This is a genomic window from Aureimonas mangrovi, from assembly GCF_014058705.1.
GTDB classification, from domain to species: Bacteria; Pseudomonadota; Alphaproteobacteria; order Rhizobiales; family Rhizobiaceae; genus Aureimonas; species Aureimonas mangrovi.
Map to the genome: position 1 here is coordinate 1,319,798 of NZ_CP059692.1, position 15,369 is coordinate 1,335,166.

General features: G+C 66.8%; 18 protein-coding genes and 1 other RNA gene. 14 read left to right on the forward strand and 5 right to left on the reverse strand.

Translation table 11 applies throughout. The annotated features are described in order from the left end of the window. The first annotated feature begins 32 nt into the window (after window positions 1–32). Complete coding sequence (locus H1343_RS17080) at window positions 33–167, forward strand: hypothetical protein (protein ID WP_281374787.1); 135 nt, start codon at window positions 33–35, stop codon at window positions 165–167. Window positions 168–273: 106 nt separating this feature from the next. Here the strand turns inward: H1343_RS17080 and H1343_RS06090 are convergent, their stop codons facing one another. Further along, complete coding sequence (locus H1343_RS06090; protein ID WP_185985018.1) at window positions 274–600, reverse strand: DUF2293 domain-containing protein; 327 nt, start codon at window positions 598–600, stop codon at window positions 274–276. Between the two features lie 82 nt (window positions 601–682). Here H1343_RS06090 and H1343_RS06095 point away from each other — a divergent pair, with 82 nt between their 5' ends. The 4 genes from H1343_RS06095 (at window position 683) to H1343_RS06110 (ending at window position 4,956) form a co-directional block, all read left to right on the forward strand. Beyond that, window positions 683–1,681 carry an ArsR/SmtB family transcription factor gene (locus H1343_RS06095; RefSeq protein WP_246333367.1) on the forward strand — a complete coding sequence of 333 codons (999 nt, stop codon included), beginning with the start codon at window positions 683–685 and terminating at the stop codon, window positions 1,679–1,681. Window positions 1,682–1,694: 13 nt separating this feature from the next. After that, complete coding sequence (gene metF, locus H1343_RS06100; protein WP_185985020.1) at window positions 1,695–2,603, forward strand: methylenetetrahydrofolate reductase [NAD(P)H]; 909 nt, start codon at window positions 1,695–1,697, stop codon at window positions 2,601–2,603. A 515-nt stretch (window positions 2,604–3,118) separates the two neighbouring features. Continuing rightward, window positions 3,119–4,339, forward strand: coding sequence for an alanine racemase (locus tag H1343_RS06105; protein ID WP_185985021.1), 1,221 nt, complete (start codon window positions 3,119–3,121; stop codon window positions 4,337–4,339). A gap of 158 nt (window positions 4,340–4,497) precedes the next feature. Beyond that, window positions 4,498–4,956 carry a methyltransferase family protein gene (locus tag H1343_RS06110; RefSeq protein ID WP_185985022.1) on the forward strand — a complete coding sequence of 153 codons (459 nt, stop codon included), beginning with the start codon at window positions 4,498–4,500 and terminating at the stop codon, window positions 4,954–4,956. 1 nt (window position 4,957) lies between these two features. Here H1343_RS06110 and H1343_RS06115 read toward each other — a convergent pair whose 3' ends face one another. The 4 genes from H1343_RS06115 to H1343_RS06130 all read right to left on the reverse strand — a co-directional run bounded on the left by H1343_RS06115 (window position 4,958) and on the right by H1343_RS06130 (window position 8,214). Next, window positions 4,958–5,485 (reverse strand): cytochrome b, encoded by a 528-nt coding sequence (locus tag H1343_RS06115; protein WP_185985023.1) that lies wholly within the window; start codon window positions 5,483–5,485, stop codon window positions 4,958–4,960. A gap of 64 nt (window positions 5,486–5,549) precedes the next feature. Further along, the gene (locus H1343_RS06120; RefSeq protein WP_185985024.1) at window positions 5,550–5,990 is read right to left on the reverse strand and encodes a DUF4112 domain-containing protein; all 441 of its coding nucleotides are present in this window, start codon (window positions 5,988–5,990) and stop codon (window positions 5,550–5,552) included. A 131-nt stretch (window positions 5,991–6,121) separates the two neighbouring features. Then, entirely contained in the window at window positions 6,122–7,300 is a 1,179-nt protein-coding gene (locus tag H1343_RS06125; RefSeq protein WP_185985025.1) for a lytic murein transglycosylase, read from the reverse strand. Between the two features lie 71 nt (window positions 7,301–7,371). Continuing rightward, entirely contained in the window at window positions 7,372–8,214 is an 843-nt protein-coding gene (locus H1343_RS06130; protein ID WP_185985026.1) for a glycoside hydrolase family 25 protein, read from the reverse strand. A 167-nt stretch (window positions 8,215–8,381) separates the two neighbouring features. On the opposite strand from H1343_RS06130, the gene H1343_RS06135 reads away from it, so the two are divergent. The 9 genes from H1343_RS06135 (at window position 8,382) to H1343_RS06175 (ending at window position 15,220) form a co-directional block, all read left to right on the forward strand. After that, a complete protein-coding gene (locus tag H1343_RS06135; protein WP_185985027.1) occupies window positions 8,382–8,582 on the forward strand; it encodes a hypothetical protein in 201 nt (66 codons plus the stop codon). 185 nt (window positions 8,583–8,767) lie between these two features. Further along, window positions 8,768–9,484: a molecular chaperone DjiA gene (locus H1343_RS06140; RefSeq protein ID WP_185985028.1), complete on the forward strand. Its 717-nt coding sequence runs from the start codon at window positions 8,768–8,770 to the stop codon at window positions 9,482–9,484. Then, complete coding sequence (locus H1343_RS06145) at window positions 9,481–10,248, forward strand: N-acetylmuramoyl-L-alanine amidase (protein WP_185985029.1); 768 nt, start codon at window positions 9,481–9,483, stop codon at window positions 10,246–10,248. The genes H1343_RS06140 and H1343_RS06145 overlap by 4 nt, the downstream gene beginning before the upstream one ends. Window positions 10,249–10,431: 183 nt before the next feature. Further along, the gene (locus H1343_RS06150; protein ID WP_185985030.1) at window positions 10,432–10,944 is read left to right on the forward strand and encodes a lytic transglycosylase domain-containing protein; all 513 of its coding nucleotides are present in this window, start codon (window positions 10,432–10,434) and stop codon (window positions 10,942–10,944) included. Between the two features lie 69 nt (window positions 10,945–11,013). After that, window positions 11,014–11,419, forward strand: an RNA gene (gene rnpB, locus H1343_RS06155) — RNase P RNA component class A. Window positions 11,420–11,938: 519 nt separating this feature from the next. Beyond that, a complete protein-coding gene (mraZ, locus tag H1343_RS06160; protein WP_185985031.1) occupies window positions 11,939–12,400 on the forward strand; it encodes a division/cell wall cluster transcriptional repressor MraZ in 462 nt (153 codons plus the stop codon). Next, on the forward strand, window positions 12,397–13,440 hold the full coding sequence (gene rsmH, locus H1343_RS06165) for a 16S rRNA (cytosine(1402)-N(4))-methyltransferase RsmH (protein WP_185985032.1): 1,044 nt from the start codon (window positions 12,397–12,399) through the stop codon (window positions 13,438–13,440). Before mraZ ends, rsmH begins: the two co-directional genes overlap by 4 nt. Further along, window positions 13,440–13,799, forward strand: a complete 360-nt coding sequence (gene ftsL, locus H1343_RS06170; RefSeq protein WP_185985033.1) for a cell division protein FtsL — start codon at window positions 13,440–13,442, stop codon at window positions 13,797–13,799. The genes rsmH and ftsL overlap by 1 nt, the downstream gene beginning before the upstream one ends. Then, the gene (locus tag H1343_RS06175; protein ID WP_185985034.1) at window positions 13,796–15,220 is read left to right on the forward strand and encodes a penicillin-binding transpeptidase domain-containing protein; all 1,425 of its coding nucleotides are present in this window, start codon (window positions 13,796–13,798) and stop codon (window positions 15,218–15,220) included. The genes ftsL and H1343_RS06175 overlap by 4 nt, the downstream gene beginning before the upstream one ends. Window positions 15,221–15,369: the final 149 nt, after the last annotated feature.

The window sequence follows — 15,369 nt, forward strand, 5'->3', positions numbered from 1 at the left end:
CCTCCGTGAACGTAAAGTACGGAGTTTGAACCATGATGACCCGCCTCAAGTCCGCCGGCAGCCGCGCCTTCGACCGTCTGATCCAGGCTCGTGAAGAGCAGGCACGCCGCATCATCGCCCTGCACGCGCAGGACCCGCAGACCCGCGTCCGCCTGTTCCGCGACTAGTCGCACACCGGCCGGCGAAAGCCGGCGGCACGCTGGCCCGATGGGCTCGGCCAGCTGGTATGTCATCGCGCGCTACACGTCGTGCCCGCGATGTCATGCCGGCATTTCAGTCCGGCCAAGCCTCTTCCGGTCCCGGCTCTGACACGAGCCTGCGGCCGGCGCCCCAGCGGTCCAACACCGCGTTGACCTCCTCCACCACGAAAAAGCGCGCTTCCTCGCGTCCGTACCCCTCGTCGCGCAGCGCATCGTATTCGGTATGCGCATGACGAATATGGGCGAGCGTCGCCAGCCAGAGCGCGGCGTCGACGGAAAGCTCGCGCATATGCCGGCGGCCAGTCGCCGCGCGGATCGCTTCCGCATCAAGGTAGGGCACGCGCGGCAGGAGCGCTGTCAGCGCCCTGTCTATCGCCCGTCTTCGTCCCGTCGCCGCCATACTGCCTTGCACCGCGCCCGGCACCGCCTTGTCAATGCGAAGAGGGGAATATAAGGATATCCTTATATGTGAGGACGTGCCGGTGACGAAGTCAATTTCCTTTGACCTGACGGTCGAGCGCCTGAAGGCTCTCGGCGAGCCGACGCGTCTGCGTCTGGCCCTTCTGCTCTCACGTCAGGACCTGACCGTGAGCGACCTCGTCTTCGTGCTCGGACAGTCGCAGCCGCGGATCTCCCGCCATCTCAAGCTCCTGATGGAGACCGGCATTCTCTTGCGTTACCAGGAAGGCGCCTGGGCGTATTTCCGCGTTTCGGACGAGCCTGGAGTCGCTGACCTTCTGGCAGCCGCATGCGAACCGCTGTCGGCCGACGATGCTGTTCTGGCGCGCGATGTGGAGCGGCTCGAGGCGGTACGCCTGCGCCGGGCCGAGCATGCCGCACGCTACTTTGCCGAGAATGCGGAGAGCTGGGATCGCATCCGCTCGCTGCACGTCCCTGACGCCCAGGTCGAAGCCGCGCTCGTGGAGGCTCTCGGCCCGGACGATTTCGAGTCCATCCTTGATGTCGGCACCGGCACGGGGCGGATGCTGGAACTTCTTGCGGGCCGTGCACGCCGTGCGGTCGGCATCGACGCTTCCCGCGAGATGCTGGCGGTCGCGCGGGCCAAGCTCGACGCGGCCGAGCTTTCGCGTGTCTCGGTGCGCCAAGGCAACGCCTATCATCTTCCGGTGGAGCCGCGCGCCTACGACCTCGTCACGCTCCATCAGGTCCTGCACTATCTCGACGATCCGCAAGCCGCGGTGCGCGAGGCTGCTCGGGCGCTCGCGCCCGGCGGGCGGCTCGCCGTCGTCGACTTCGCTCTGCATGGCCACGAGTTCCTGCGCGAAGACCACGCCCATGTCCGGCTCGGTTTCTCGGCGGACGCGATCGAGGGCTTCCTGCGCGCGGTCGATCTCGAAGTCGAGACGATCCGCCTTCTCGAGCCGACAGCCGAGGGCGGCGATCAGTTGACGGTTCTCGTGGCGATCGGCCGCGACTGCGGCGCGGCCAGCGAGCCGGCGGCCCTGAAGATAAGCGCCTGAGGAGAGACGCGAGATGGTTCAGAAGCGAGCCGGCGGGATCGAGGTCTCGTTCGAGTTCTTTCCACCCAAGAGCGAGGCGATGGAAGCCTCCCTCTGGACGGCGATCCAGCGGCTGGCGCCGCTCGGCCCGCGCTTCGTCTCCGTCACCTACGGTGCGGGCGGTTCGACGCGCGAGCGCACGCATCACACCATCCAGCGCCTCCTCGGCGAGACGGATCTGGACCCGGCGGCCCACCTCACCTGCGTCGATGCCTCGCGCGCCGAGGTCGACGAGGTCATCCACCAGTACCGCCAGACCGGGGTGAAGCATTTCGTGGCGCTGCGCGGCGACGGGCAGGGCGGTGCCGGTAGCGCCTTCGTGCCGCGCGATGACGGCTATCGCAACGGCGCGGACCTGACGGCCGGCCTCAAGGCGATCGATCCCGAATTCGAGATCTCGGTTTCGGCCTATCCCGAGAAACACCCCGAAAGCCCGGATTTCGCGACCGACATCGATCTGCTCAAGCGCAAGGTCGACAACGGCGCGACGCGCGCCATCACCCAGTTCTTCTTCGACAACGACGTCTACGAGCGGTACGTGGAGCGCGTTCGCCGCGCAGGCGTGTATGTACCCATCGTGCCCGGCATCGTGCCGATCCACGACTTCGTGAAGATCGCTCGCTTCAGCGAGGCGACGGGCGCAAACGTGCCGGCCTGGCTCGCCCGGCGCTTCGAGGGCCTCGAGAACGATCCTCAGACCCGCGCGCATGTCGCCGCGGCCGTCTGCGCCGAGCAGGTGCTTGATCTGACGCAGCGCGGGGTCGGCGAGTTCCACTTCTACACGATGAACCGGGCGGACCTCGTCTACTCCATTTGCCACATTCTCGGCTTGCGGCCCGGGCCGATGGCCGTGGAAGGGAACGAGGGCGCTGCCGCAGCCTGATGCCGGCGGCGGCGTCCGAAAACCGTGCCGAACTTGTACTCCGGAAAAGAAAAAGGCCGACCCGAGGGCCGGCCTTTCTTATGCCGTGTGTTCCTTCATGTCCGTCCGGATCAGACGGGCATGATCGTCAGGAGATGACGCCAGCCACGAGGGCGCCGACGAACACAAAGGCCGCGCCGGCGAGCAGAAAATTCAGCGAACGCGTGATTTCCATAATGCGACCTCCTCGTCACGAGATGTTACAGTGTTAATCAGTCTTTCAACTTCGTAAAGAGAGAAAAGTTGCAGACTGGTGGCGAACTTGTGACCGATGCCCTCAACCCGTTGAGAATTAAGGTTCCTCTCGTCCAAAGCTTGTCACCAAATTTTCGCAAATGTTGACGAATTGGAGGCGTACGCGCCCCCGGGTCGCTGTGCAGCGTGATCAGGGAGGGGATACGCGAGGCTCATCATCGTCATGTCGCGCAGTCGACCTATCTCCCCGCATCAACGCGAAATCCCCGGAGCGCTATTCCTTGCAGACCTTCAATACCGCGACAGAGGCGGCACTGGCGCTTCGACCGGATGTGCCTGTCTACTGCTTTCGACCTCAGGTCCTTTCTGCCGATGCGCGGTCCTTCATGGAGAGCTTTCCCGGCCGCACCGCCTATGCCGTGAAGACCAACGGCGAGCCGATGGTGCTCGAAACGCTGTCGAAGGCCGGCGTGGAAGCCTTCGACGTCGCCTCGCCCGGCGAGTTCGCGGCGGTGCGCGCGGTCGCGCCCCACGCCGAGATGCTCTACATGCATCCGATCAAGGCGCAGTCCGACATTCGCCTCGCTCTGGAGACCTACGGCATCCGGGTGATGAGCCTCGACCATGAGGACGAGGTGGCCAAGATCCTGCGTGTGGTCCGGGCGCTCGATCTCGACCCCGCGACAATCACCATCTTCGTGCGCATCCAGACGAAGGGGCATGCCGCTTACGAACTCTCCAAGAAGTTCGGTGCGACGCCCGCCCACGCGGTCGAGCTTCTGCAGCGCTGCCACCGCATCGGCTTCAAGGTCGGGCTCTGCTTCCATGTCGGCTCCCAGATCGAGGACCCCGAGACCTACGAGCGCGCGCTCGCCTCCGCGGACTGGGTGCGCAACCGGGCCGACGTGCCGCTCGCAGGCCTCGACGTCGGGGGCGGCTTTCCAGCCGAATATGGCCACGACCCGCGCCGCAAGAAGCCCGTCATGCCGGGTCTCGGGCAGATCATGTCGCGGCTACGCTCCGATCTCGATGAGTGGGGCTTCACCGACATTCCGCTCGTGGCCGAACCGGGGCGCGTGGTCGTGGCGCGAGCGTTCTCGCTGATCGTGCGCGTCCTCCTGCGCAAGGGCCGGCGCCTCTACATCAACGACGGGATCTGGGCCTCCCTGTCCGACAGCTGGACGGGCAAGATCACTCTGCCGGCACGCTTCATTCCCGATCCGGCGCGCACACGTCGCACGGGCGACGCCAAGACGATCAGCGCGTTCCGCGTCTGCGGGGCCACCTGTGACTCGGTCGATATCCTGTCTCGGCCCTTCTGGCTGCCGGAAACCGTCGATACGGGGGACTGGATCGAGATCGGCCATATCGGCGCCTACTCGCTTTCGCTGCGCACGCGCTTCAACGGCTTTTACCCCGACACCTTCGTAGAGGTGACGACGCCTTTCGACGAAGGCGGTGCGGCCGAAGGGTACGCCAGCCTCGAAACGATGGCCGACTGAGCCTCCAGAATCGGCCCGAAATCCGCGTCCGGCTTTCGGAACACCTGATGTGTAAATACAAATGTCATAGCGACCTTTGCGCATCCGATAGGACGCGCGGCGCCCTAGTCGGTGCGCATGGGAAACTGCTGGAGTAGTCACGAGCCGAGGTTCCGATCATGCGCGCTGTGCGAAGGGAATTTCCCGATCTTCCGCCGATCTGGGCGCTGGGGACGGCCATCCTCGCATGGCTCGCCGGACTGATCCTGCCGATCTGGTCGTTCGGCGGGACGGCGGTTACCGCGATCGGTGCGCTCTTCGTGGCTGCCGGTGTCGGCCTGATCGCATGGTCCGCAATGTGGTTCCACCGCAAGTCGACATCGATCGAGCCGCGCGACGTGCCGAAGACGTTGATCGTGGAAGGGCCGTTCCGGCTGAACCGCAATCCGATCTACACCGGCATGGCGCTTTCAGTGTTCGGCGTCGCCCTCCTGACAGGCGCGCTTTCCGCGCTGTTCATCGCTTTCGCTTTCCCGCCTATCGTGACCAGCCGCTTCATTGCAGGAGAGGAGGAGACACTCCGCCAAACCTTCGGGCCGGAGGCCGAGCGGTACATGGCCGGCACTCGACGCTGGTGACTTAGGCCATCCTCCGCAGCGTCCCGTCCCGCCGCAGAAGCGTGTGATAGAGGACACCGGCCATGTGCAGCACGAAGAGTGCGAGGATCGTGTAGCCGAGCGCGACATGCACGCCCATCAGGATAGGGGCCAGCGCATGGTTCTCGCCGACTGGGCTCGGCAGCGGTATCGTCCAGAACCAGTCCAGGGGGAAGCCGAAGGCGTTAGTGGCAAGGAAGCCGAAGATCGGCTGCAGGATCAGGACGGCGTAGAGCGCCCAGTGAACGGTGTTGGCGAGTCGCTTCTGCCAGCGCGGCATCGGCAGGAGTTCAGGGGGCGGGCGCAGCAGACGGAAAGCGAGCCGTGCAAGCATCACCCAGAGGATCGCCATTCCAAGCGACTCATGCAGCATGTAGAGCGTCAGCTTGCGCGCCTCGTCGGTCGTGAAGCCGATCGCCATTCCCATCGGCCACACGACGAGGACAAGGAACGCCGCTAGCCAGTGCAGGAGCCGGGCCGCCGGCGAGTAACGCGCAACCCTGGCGATCATGGCGGCTCTCCGATCTGCGTTCGAGGGTAAGGCTAACGCATGGTTCGGCACGGCCGCAATCGTATCAGAGGCGGGGTGTGACGTCCTTCATGTCCGTCTTCAGGTCGTGCTCGTCATACTCGAAATGGTCGAGGATGATGTCGATGTTGCGCAGGTGGGCCTTGAAATAGACGTCGAAGAACGTGCCGGCGATGGGTACCGCGCCGAACACCGCGTCGATGCCCAGATTGCCGATCATGCGCGCCATCTTGTGGTAGGGTAGCCCGAGCTTGCGCGCCTCATTGACGATCACGAGGCCCATCAAGGCGGCCGCCCCGTCGCCGAGGCCGGGCACGAGGCTTATCACCGCGTCGGCACCGAAGCGGATGTTGGTGCCGGGGATGCGCACGGCGGTGTCCATCATGCGCGCGAACCGTGCCATCCGTTCGAGGCGGCGGGTCCTGTCGGCGAGAGAAAGGGCCTCTTCCTCCTGCTCGTAGCGGGACATGAAGTCGGTCGCGGTCATCGTGCCGTCATCCTTCGCGCTGGCATCCCCGTCTGATGACGAGGTCTGCTCAGGATATGGTGGCGGCCGCTCGTCGGTGTAAGTGGCCGGCGCTCCGCGCCTCGGAAGGTGCGGAACGCGCGCCATCGAAGTCAGTTCAGCGCCGTGAGGAGTTCGCTCGTCGGCCAGGCGTCGGCCGGCATGCCGAGGCGAATCTGCTCGGCGCGCACGGCCGCGCGCGTGCCGGCGCCGAGAATGCCGTCGATCTTGCCGACGTCATGGCCGCGCGCCTGGAGGCGCTGCTGGAGGCGAACCATCTGGTCGGCATCGAGGCCGGGGCGCGGATTGCCTTCGCGCACACGGGGCGCGCCGTCGAGGCGGGTCGCGAAATAGGCGGCCGAGAGCGTGTAGACGAGCGAGTTGTTCCACTCGATGTAGATGTCGAAATTGGCGAAGGTCAGGAACGCAGGGCCGCCGCGGCCCTGCGGCAGCACGATGGAGGCCTGCAGGCCGTCGGTCTCCAGCGGCGAACCGTCGGCCTTCGTGACGCCGAGCGCAGCGAACGCGCTGCGCGGCTCGCGCGCATAAACGCCGGCGCGGTCGAAGGGAAAGTCGTCGGGCACGCGCACTTCCTCGATCCAGGGCTCGCCCCGGCGCCAGCCAAGGTTCTGGATGAACTTGGCGGTGGTGAAGAGCGCGTCGGCCGAATCGCGGATGAGGTCGATGCGTCCGTTGCCGTCCGCATCGGTGCCGAAGCGGATGTAGTCTTCCGGCAGGAGCTGGGTCTGGCCGAGCTCGCCGGCCCAAGCGCCGCGCATCTGCTCGGGCTCCAGATAGCCCATGTCGACGAGTTGGATGGCGGCGAGGAGATGCGGGCGGAAGAGCTCCGGCCGCCGGCAGTCATGGGCAAGCGTCGCCAGCGCCGGCAGCGTCTCGAAATCGCCGAGGAAGCCGCCGAAATCGGTCTCGAGGCCCCAGAAGGCGGTGAGCACTGCGCCGGGAACGCCGGTCTCGGCCTCGATGCGGCGGAAGAGCGCGGCGTTGCGCTGGAGTTCCTGACGGCCGCGATCGAGCCGGTTCTGGCTGATCATCCGGCCGGCGAAGGTGAGCCATGCCTGTTGGAAGACGCCCTGCGCGCGGTCGCGCTGGAGGACGCGCTGGTCGATGCGAAGACCGGACGTGGCACGGCGCACCGCGTCCTGCGACATGCCCTGTGCGATCGCCTCCTGGCGCACGCCTTCGACGAACTGGCCGAAATCTCCGCCGCAGCTCTGGGCATGGGCGCCGGCGGTGCCGGCAAGGAGAAGGGCGGCGGCGAGGGCGGCTTTCATCGGCGTTCGGGCTCCGGGTGCGCGTGAGGTGCGGGACATGCGTAATCGCGCCATGATGGCAGTTTGATGGATCATCGTCTCGCGGTGCGCAGGTGCGGGCGATGCGCCTCCAGCCACCGTTCCCAATCGCGGGCGGAACCGGAAAAGGCGTTGCGGTCCACCGGCCCGCGCACGCCATCCACCGTGCCGGATTCGGTGTACTGCCAGAAGCGGAACTCGCGATCCTCGTAGTTGACGTCCGGGTGGTCCCGCACGCCGCGCAGCCAGAACTGGTGCTCCGGGAACGTCCCGACCAGACGGTCGCGGTGGATGTCGATCGGCGCGTAGATGATCGGGCGCACGCCATAGTGCTGCTCAAGCGCATCCATGAAGGCGCTCATCTCGCGCACCATTTCCGCCCGCTCGGGGCGGCGCGTGCAGGTCGGCGAGAAGGGCGTCCACTCGACGTCGAGGACCGGGGGAAGGGCGTAAGCGTCACGCGGAACGTTCTCGATGAACCAGCGCGCCTGCTCGATGCCCGGCCGGCACCAGTAGAAGAAGTGGTAAGCGCCGCGCGGCACGCCGGCGGCTTTCGCTCCGTTCCAGTGTTCCTCGAAGCGGTCGTCGAGCATGTCGCCGCCCTCCGTCGCCTTCAGATAGGCGAAGGCCGTGCCGCTCTGGCGCACGGCCGCCCAGTCGATCGAGCCCTGGTATTTCGAGACGTCGATGCCGTGGACCGGGTAGTGATGAGGGCGGGTGCCCTCGATCCGGCTCATGCGAAAGGGCTGGGAGGGCGCTACGGAACCGGTCACGCCGAGATCGCGCATGTCGAGCGAGGCCGTGGTGCAGGCCGCCAGAAGCGGGAGCGCGACGATCACGGCGAGCGCGCACGCCTTGCGCAGTCCTTCGCGGACGTTCACTTGCAACACGTTCATCGTTCCCCCGATCCGTTCGTGGCGCGGACCTTTGAGATCACGCCTTTCCCCAGCCTTGAGATGCAACGCGAAAACGGCGCGATGTCGACGATGTGACCGGTAATGAACGGATTGGCCGCTCGCGCGTTATGGGATCGGAAACGAAACAGTTTCAGGGAAAAGCATCGATGAAGATCATCGCACTCGCCGCCGGTACCGCCGCCCTTCTGACGCTCGCCGCCTGTGGGGACGACGCCGCCGAGACCAACGCGCCGGCCGAAACGCCGCCCGCGGCCACGACGACGACGCCTCCTGCGGCCGATCCGGCGACGCCTCCGGCAACCGAGCCTGCTCCGGCGACGGGCGGCGGCACGACGACGCCGCAGTAAAAGCGACCGCGTTCATCGGTCCGAAGAAAGACCCTGCGGATGGTAGTCCGCAGGGTCTTTCTCGTTAGCCTCGGAGTACGTTGCGGCAGCGCGAGGTTCGAACGGCGGGTTTCGTTCCTCGCGCGCGCGGGCTATTAATATGCCCAGAGCCGGCCCGCCGGCCCACTGTGGATTCTATGCAGCTCATGGCCGTTCTGGCACAACTAGGCGCCCTGATCCGCGATCTGGCGAGCCAGGGCATGGCGACGCTCGACGCGCTCTTCGAGCGGGTGCGCGCCTTATACGGCGGGGACAGGGAGACGCGCCGCCGCGTCGCCTTTTCCGTCGCCATGATTGCCCTTTCCGCCAAGATGGCCAAGGCAGACGGCATCGTCACACAGTCCGAGGTCGACGCTTTCCGGCGTATCTTCGCGATTCCGCCCGAAGAGATCAGCAACGTTTTCCGCCTCTATGACCTCGCCAAGCAGGACACGTCCGGTTTCGAGGCCTATGCGCGCAAGATTGCCGGGCTCTGCGAGGCGACCGATTGCGAGCAGGGCATGCTGGTCGATGTCCTCGACGGCCTCTTCCAGATCGCGGGAGCGGATGGTGTTGTTCACGAGCGCGAGATGGAATTTCTCCGTCGGGTCGCGAAGATCTTCCGTCTCAGTGAAGCAGCATTTGCGCGTGTCGAGGCGCGGCACGTGCGCGGCGGTGCACTGCAGGCTTACGCCATTCTGGGCGTGAGCCCGGACGATCCGCCCGAGACGATCCGCAGGAGCTATCTGCAACTCGTACGCGACAATCATCCCGACCGTCTCCTCGCCCGCGGCGTGCCCGACGAGTTCATGGCGATCGCAACGGAGCGGATGAAGGCGATCAACGCCGCCTGGGACAGCGTGTCGAGAGCGCCCGCCGCGTGACACCCGATAGTCTTCTCGTTCAGGAGGTGGCGCCGTCGCCCAATCACGACGCGCGCGCCGACGGCGCCGAGCCCTGCATCCTGCTCCTTCATTACACGGGCATGCGCGATGGAGCGGCCGCGCTCGCCCGCCTCCGCGACCCCCAATCAAAAGTGTCGTGCCACTACCTCGTCGAGGAGGATGGGCGCATTATCCAGCTCGTGCCGGAGGCGCGACGGGCGTGGCACGCGGGCGCCGGCTCGTGGCGCGGGCGGGAAGATGTCAATTCCCGCTCCATTGGCATCGAGATCGTCAATCCCGGCCACGAGCATGGCTACCGCGCCTTCACGCCGGCGCAGATCGCCGCGACGATCGAATTGTGTAGGGATTGTGTCGCTCGCTGGCCGATTACGCCCGATCAGGTGCTCGCGCACTCCGATACAGCGCCTTCGCGCAAGCGGGATCCCGGTGAACTCTTTCCGTGGGATCAACTCTTCAGCGCCGGGATCGGGGTGTGGGTCGAGCCGGCGCCGATCTCCGGTGGTCGCTTCCTGTCGACCGGAGATCGAGGGCAGCCTGTGGAGGCCTATCAGGCCCTTCTGGCGACCTTCGGGTACGGTGTGGTGATCGACGGGATCTTCGATGACAGAACGCGTGCAGCGACGATCGCCTTCCAGCGGCACTTCCGGCCGGCGCGTGTCGACGGGGTTGCCGACGGTTCCACGATCGACACGCTCTACCGGCTGACGATCCTGCAGAGCGAAGGCCGTTCCTGGACCCGGTAGACGGTTCTCCTGCACCATCAATATTTCATGCTGTAATGCTGCGTGATCGCAACGACACATTGCCGGTCGCTTCGGCCGCCATAAGCCGCGGTCGCCGCAGCCGGCCGTGTATGGGCCGGCGACAACGAACCGGGTGGCCATAGGGGACTGCGTAGGCCGCCGCCTGCCTTTGACGGAACTTCGATGACACGACTGCCTGCCGTGGCTCTCGCCGCGACGATCTCGCTCGCCCTCATTCCGGCCGCATCGGCCGAAACCGCTTCCTCCACCTCGACCGCACCTGTCGGAGCGCCGTCCGCCAAGGTCGCCGGGCCGTTCGACGACACGCCCTACGCCGACCTCATCGAAGCGGCGGCCACGGCTGAGGGGGTTCCGGTGGAACTGGCCCATGCGGTGGTCTTCATCGAAAGCACCTACCGGGCGGATGTGACGGGCGGAGCGGGCGAGATCGGGCTGATGCAGATCAAGCTCGGCACCGCGCGCGACATGGGCTTTCGCGGCACGCGCAAGGAACTCTACGATCCGGCGACCAATCTCAGATACGGCATGAAGTATCTGGCGGGGGCCAAGGCGCGCGGCGGCGGCAGCGTCTGCGGCACGATCCTGAAGTACAATGCCGGTCACTACGCCAAGCGTTCGAACCCCGTCTCGCGCCGCTATTGCGAGCGTGTGAAGGTACAGCTCGCCAAATACTGACCGGCCGGTGTTCAACCGGGCTCGGCGCGCCTTGACAGTGGCGCGCCGAGCCGCGAAGGGTCCGCCCCGTCAGCCGGCTGGGCGACCGCTCTCGCAAGCGCCGAAAGGCCGCGGGGGAGGAAAGTCCGGGCTCCACGGAGAAACGGTGCCGGGTAACGCCCGGCGGGGGCGACCCCAGGGAAAGTGCCACAGAAAACAGACCGCCCGCCGCGATGCGCCTCGCGCGCTTCGGTGACGGCGGGTCAGGGTGAAACGGTGGGGTAAGAGCCCACCGCGCGACTGGCAACAGGAGCGGCACGGCAAACCCCACCGGGAGCAAAACCGAATAGGAACGACGCGGCGGGTGACCGCCAGCCTCTCCGGGCCGGTCGTTCGGGTGGGTTGCTCGAGGCGCGGTGCGAGCCGCGTCCCAGAGGAATGGTCGCCGCGCATCCCCGGATGCGCACAGAACCCGGCTTACAGGCCGGCTGACGCTCTTCTCGAATTTTGCCGTCTTCCGGCCGCTGCTCGTTGGTCCGCGAGCCGGAGAGGGGTTTCCGAAGCGCTCGATGGCGTGTGGCCGAGCCACTGTGGCGTGGGACGGCGGCCCACCGCGTGGAGCAAGGGGCCACCCCTGCTTGGCAATCCACGCGCAAGCCTAGACGTGGCAGGCCCGACGCGCGAAGCGGGCGGCGGAAAATCACCCATTCGCGTCTCTAACTAAGCTATTGATTTCTCTTATTTATGACGAGGGCGGATAACCCTGCGTGCCGCCAATAGTGCGCAGCCTGTGGGAGTAAATCCCATTGACCCCCATGAGTGCCCATGTTAGCCCTTTATTCATAGACGGCGCGCCCATCCGGGCGTGGAATCAGCAGGCATCGCAGCGATGAAGTCCGCCTTCGGGCGGTCGTTCGAGCCTCCCTCGGGAGGTCGGGCGCGGTCGTGCGCGCCCATCTGGCGGGGACGGGGTCGATGACATGCGGCGGGGCGAGGGGAGCGAGAGAGACGGTTGATGGACCGCTTCCTTTCCAGCGCCGTCAATGCAATCGACGCCAAGGGCCGCGTCTCCGTGCCGGCGTCCTTCCGTCAGATCCTCGCCCAACGCGGCTTCCGCGAACTCTACGCGCTTCAGTCGATAGGCCATCCGGCGATCGACGTCGGCGGCATGGATCTTCTGGAGCGATACGAGACGCGCATGGCGCAGGAGGACCCGTTCGGGGAGGCGTTCGCCGACATGAGTCTGTTCGCCTACGGCGACGGGGCGTTCCTGAAATTCGACGGGGAGGGGCGCATCACCGTCACCGATTTCATCCGTTCGCACACGGGCATCACGGACAAGGTGGTGTTCGTCGGGCGCAACGACTTCTTTCAGCTCTGGGAGCCCTCGCAATTCGAGGCGCATCGGGCGGAGGCGCGCCAGCGTCTCCTCGCGATGCGTGCGGGCGGCTCGTCGCAGCGGAGCGCACCGGAATGATGGCGAACAACGGCGAGGGCGAAGGCCCGGCCGATGGCGGACCTGTCCGCCACGTTCCGGTGCTCCTGCGGCAGGTTCTGGAAGCGCTCGCGCCGAGCGTCGGCGAGACGGTGGTCGACGGCACCTTCGGTGCGGGCGGCTATTCGCGCGCCATCGTGGAGGCGGGCGCCAACGTCATCGGCATCGACCGCGATCCGACGGCGATCGCGGCGGCCGGGCCGGTCATCGCAGCCTCGCACGGTCGTCTCAGCCTTATCGAGGGGCGCTTCGGCGACATGGCCGAGATCGTCGACGAGGCGGTCGGTGGGCTGGTCGACGGCGTCGTCCTCGATATCGGCGTCTCTTCCATGCAGATCGATACGGCGAGCCGCGGCTTCTCCTTCCAGAAGGACGGCCCGCTCGACATGCGCATGAGCGGCGCGGGCCCGAGCGCGGCCGACGTCGTCAACATGCTCAAGGTCGGCGATCTGGCGCGTGTCCTGTCCTTCCTTGGCGAAGAGCGACAGGCGGGGCGTATCGCGCGCGCCATTGAGGCGCGCCGCACCGAGCGACCCTTCGAGACGACGCTGGATCTCGCCGCGGTGGTCGGACGTGTCGTCGGGCGCAAGCCTCAGGACAGGATCGACCCCGCCACGCGCACCTTCCAGGCGCTGCGGGCCTACGTGAACGACGAGCTGGGCGAACTGGCGCGCGCGCTGGTGGCGGCCGAGCGCATTCTGAAGCCGGGCGGCCGGCTCGTCGTCGTCACCTTCCATTCGCTCGAGGACCGGATCGTCAAGCGCTTCATCCGCGAGCGTTCGTCGGCTCCCTCCGGCTCACGACATTTACCGGATGTTCAGCACGTTCCGGCAACCTTTTCAGCACGCAACAAGGCGGAAGCGGGCGACGAGGCGGAGATCGCGGCCAACCCCCGTGCCCGCTCGGCCAAGCTGCGTGCCGCCACCCGCACCGATGCGCCTGCGCGCACAGGCCCGGACGCGGAGGATTTCATCGAACTACCCGCCCTTGCCGATCTGCCGCGCTCCGGAGTGACCCGCTGATGCTGAAGACGCTCGACATCGTTCTCGTCGCCCTCGTGCTCTTCGCGACCACCTGGACCTTCGGCGTGAAGCACGAGGCGGAAATCCTCGAGGAGCGCCTGCGGGTCGTCGAGCGAGGCATCGCGCACGAGAACGAGACGATCTCTCTTCTCGAAGCCGACTGGAGCCTTCTGAACAGGCCCGAGCGCCTCCAGCGCCTCGCGACCACCTTCGAGGGCGACCTCGGTCTTCGCCCGCTCGAGCCGCGCCAGATGGTGACGGCGCAGGAGCTGCCGGCCGAGCCCGCGCGATTCGAGGTGACGCCGGACGCCGCTCTCGAGAGCTTCGCAGCCAACACCGCGCAACGGGCGGTGAGATGAAGGCGGGATCTGCCCCAAAAGCCACTTTCGCCGCCAAGGCGCGCGCCTCGCTCCTGCGCCTTGCTGCCCGGCGCGCTGCGAGTGAGACGCCGAGCGTGCCGGTCACCGGCTTCGGACGCCGTCGACGTGCCGAGCGCCCGCGCCACCGGCCGCGTCACATCATGGCGATCGGCCTGTTCTGCACTGTCTACGCCGTGATCGGCGGCCGGCTGCTCCTGTGGGGCGCGGAGACCGAAATGGCGCCCGAGACCTTCGTCGTCACGCAGGCGCAGATCCCGCGGCCGGATCTTCTGGATCGCAACGGCGAAATCCTGGCGACCGACATCCGATCCGCCTCGCTCTTTGCCGAGCCGCGCCGCATTGCCGACGCGGACGAGGCCGCCGAGCGCCTTCTCACGGTGCTGCCGGACCTCGATCGCTCGACACTCCTGGCGCGGCTTTCCAGCGAAGCGGGCTTTGCTTGGCTACGCCGCGAGATCAGCCCCCGCCAGCAGCGGGCGATCCATGCGCTTGGCATCACCGGGATCGGCTTTCGCACCGAAAAGCACCGCTTCTATCCGGGCGGAAACGCCACCGCCCAGGTCCTGGGCCGTGTCGATGCGGACAATCAAGGCATCGCCGGCATCGAGAAGTATCTCGACGAGGCGGGTGCGGTCGCGGTTCGCACGGCCGTCTTCTCGGCTCTCGCCGAGCCGGCCCCCGTGAAGCTTTCACTCGATCTGCGCGTCCAGCATATTCTGAGTGATGAACTCGCGGCGGCGATGGAGCGCTACAAGGCGTCGGCGTCCGGCGGCATCATCCTCGACGCACGCACCGGCGAAGTCATTGCGATGGCGTCCCTGCCGCATGAGGAGGCGAACGATACGGTTCGCGCGGCCGAAGCCGGAACCGGCTCCCGGGTGCCCGACCGGGCCGCTTTGCCGCGTGACTGGAACGACATCGACGCCATCGCTTCGGCACGCGGCCCTTCGGCGCTGCGTGCGGTTGCGGCGGCGGCCGCGCTGGTGAACGGCGGCGATTATCTGACGCCGACCTTCCTGCCGCGCACGCTCAACGAGGCCGATGCGCTCAAGGTGCCGGTGATCGACGCGAGCGCGTCCGACGAGATGCGCCGGATCATGAGCCTCGGCGGAGCGTGGGATGCCGCCGTTCCGGGATACGATGTCGGCGGAAGGGCGCAGGTGGCCGATCGCGACGGCAACAGCGTCAGCTCTTATCTTGGTGCCTTCCCGATGAGCCAGCCGCGATACGTCGTCCTCGTCACGCTGGACGAGCCGAGGAGTGCCGCCGGTCGGGCAGCGCGGGCGGCGGGCCGGCACGCGGCCTCGACGACCGGTGCGATCATCCAGCGTGCGGCGGCCTTTCTCGGCGTGCGCCCAAGCTTCGGCGACGAGGGTCGCTCTCTTCTCGTCTCCTACTGAGGGGCGTGCGGCTGTGGCACGCTTGCGTCCCTTGCGGACAACCTCCGGAGCGGGCGGCGGGGGCAGCTTCAACCGGGCGCCTTCATGATCTAGAAGGCTGAAAACGCCCGACCTTCGAGCGACCGCAGCACTTGCGGCTGCCCGCCGTG